Consider the following 2896-nt stretch of genomic DNA (forward strand, 5'->3'; position numbering starts at 1 on the left):
CCGCACTTCCACCTCGAACCTATCTACCTCGTCTTCTTCAAGGGATCTTACTTACTTGCGTAATGGGAAATCTCATCTTGAGGGGGGCTTCATGCTTAGATGCTTTCAGCACTTATCCCGTCCACACGTAGCTACCCAGCGATGCCTTTGGCAAGACAACTGGTACACCAGCGGTGTGTCCATCCCGGTCCTCTCGTACTAAGGACAGCTCCTCTCAAATTTCCTGCGCCCGCGACGGATAGGGACCGAACTGTCTCACGACGTTCTGAACCCAGCTCGCGTACCGCTTTAATGGGCGAACAGCCCAACCCTTGGGACCGACTACAGCCCCAGGATGCGATGAGCCGACATCGAGGTGCCAAACCTCCCCGTCGATGTGGACTCTTGGGGGAGATAAGCCTGTTATCCCCGGGGTAGCTTTTATCCGTTGAGCGATGGCCCTTCCATGCGGAACCACCGGATCACTAAGCCCGACTTTCGTCCCTGCTCGACTTGTAGGTCTCGCAGTCAAGCTCCCTTGTGCCTTTACACTCTGCGAATGATTTCCAACCATTCTGAGGGAACCTTTGGGCGCCTCCGTTACATTTTAGGAGGCGACCGCCCCAGTCAAACTGCCCGCCTGACACTGTCTCCCACCCGGATCACGGGTGCGGGTTAGAATTTCAACACAGTCAGGGCAGTATCCCACCAGCGCCTCCACCGAAGCTGGCGCTCCGGCTTCCAAGGCTCCTGCCTATCCTGTGCAGACTGTGCCAAAATTCAATATCAGGCTGCAGTAAAGCTCCACGGGGTCTTTCCGTCCTGTCGCGGGTAACCTGCATCTTCACAGGTACTATAATTTCACCGAGTCTCTCGTTGAGACAGTGCCCAGATCGTTGCGCCTTTCGTGCGGGTCGGAACTTACCCGACAAGGAATTTCGCTACCTTAGGACCGTTATAGTTACGGCCGCCGTTTACTGGGGCTTCAATTCAGACCTTCGCTTGCGCTAAGCCCTCCTCTTAACCTTCCAGCACCGGGCAGGCGTCAGCCCCTATACGTCGCCTTGCGGCTTTGCAGAGACCTGTGTTTTTGCTAAACAGTCGCCTGGGCCTATTCACTGCGGCTCTCTCGGGCTTGCACCCTACCAGAGCACCCCTTCTCCCGAAGTTACGGGGTCATTTTGCCGAGTTCCTTAACGAGAGTTCACTCGCTCACCTTAGGATTCTCTCCTCGCCTACCTGTGTCGGTTTGCGGTACGGGCACCTTACATCTCGCTAGAGGCTTTTCTTGGCAGTGTGGAATCGAAGACTTCGGTACTAAAATTCCCTCGTCATCACAGCTCAGCCTTAACGGAAACGGGATTTGCCTCATTTCCAGCCTGACTGCTTAAACACGCGTATCCAGCTGCGTGATCTCCTATCCTCCTGCGTCCCCCCATCACTCAAACGATGCTTGGTGGTACAGGAATATCAACCTGTTATCCATCGCCTACGCCTTTCGGCCTCGGCTTAGGTCCCGACTAACCCTGAGAGGACGAGCCTTCCTCAGGAAACCTTAGGCATTCGGTGGAAGGGATTCTCACCCTTCTTTCGCTACTCATACCGGCATTCTCACTTCCAGACGCTCCACCAGTCCTTCCGGTCTGACTTCACAGCCTCTGGAACGCTCTCCTACCACTGACACCAACGGTGTCAATCCACAGCTTCGGTGATACGTTTAGCCCCGGTACATTTTCGGCGCAGAGTCACTCGACCAGTGAGCTATTACGCACTCTTTAAATGGTGGCTGCTTCTAAGCCAACATCCTGGTTGTCTGGGCAACTCCACATCCTTTTCCACTTAACGTATACTTGGGGACCTTAGCTGGTGGTCTGGGCTGTTTCCCTCTTGACTACGGATCTTATCACTCGCAGTCTGACTCCCAAACATAAGTATCTGGCATTCGGAGTTTGTCTGAATTCGGTAACCCGGGATGGGCCCCTAGTCCAAACAGTGCTCTACCTCCAGTACTCTTCGTTTGAGGCTAGCCCTAAAGCTATTTCGGAGAGAACCAGCTATCTCCAGGTTCGATTGGAATTTCACCGCTACCCACACCTCATCCCCGCACTTTTCAACGTGCGTGGGTTCGGACCTCCAGTGAGTGTTACCTCACCTTCATCCTGGACATGGGTAGATCACCTGGTTTCGGGTCTACGACCTCATACTCAAACGCCCTGTTCAGACTCGCTTTCGCTGCGGCTCCGCTTTATCAGCTTAACCTTGCATGAAATCGTAACTCGCCGGTTCATTCTACAAAAGGCACGCTATCACCCGTTAAAGGGCTCTAACTACTTGTAGGCACACGGTTTCAGGATCTCTTTCACTCCCCTTCCGGGGTGCTTTTCACCTTTCCCTCACGGTACTGGTTCACTATCGGTCACTAGGGAGTATTTAGCCTTGGGAGATGGTCCTCCCGGATTCCGACGGAATTCCTCGTGTTCCGCCGTACTCAGGATACACTCAAGAGAGAAGAAGATTTCAGCTACAGGGCTGTTACCTTGTACCGCGGATCTTTCCAGATCGCTTCACCTATCTTCTTCCTTTGTAACTCCGTATAGAGTGTCCTACAACCCCAGAAGGCAAGCCTTCTGGTTTGGGCTATGTCCCGTTTCGCTCGCCGCTACTCAGGGAATCGCGTTTGCTTTCTCTTCCTCCGGGTACTTAGATGTTTCAGTTCCCCGGGTATGCCTCCTCCTGCCCTATGTATTCAGGCAGGGGTACCATCCCATTACGGATGGTGGGTTTCCCCATTCGGAAATCTCCGGATCAAAGCTTACTTACAGCTCCCCGGAGCATATCGGTGTTAGTCCCGTCCTTCGTCGGCTCCTAGTGCCAAGGCATCCACCGTGCGCCCTTTCTAACTTAACCTAAAATGGCG

General features: G+C 53.7%; 1 rRNA gene. It reads right to left on the reverse strand.

What is annotated here, in order from left to right:
* A 23S ribosomal RNA gene (locus VP97_RS14640) occupies positions 1-2886 on the reverse strand; the annotation flags it as partial.
* Between the last annotated feature and the right edge of the window lie 10 nt (positions 2887-2896).

Origin of the sequence: Domibacillus robiginosus, from assembly GCF_000966195.1 — a bacterium.
GTDB classification, from domain to species: domain Bacteria; phylum Bacillota; class Bacilli; order Bacillales; family Domibacillaceae; genus Domibacillus; species Domibacillus robiginosus.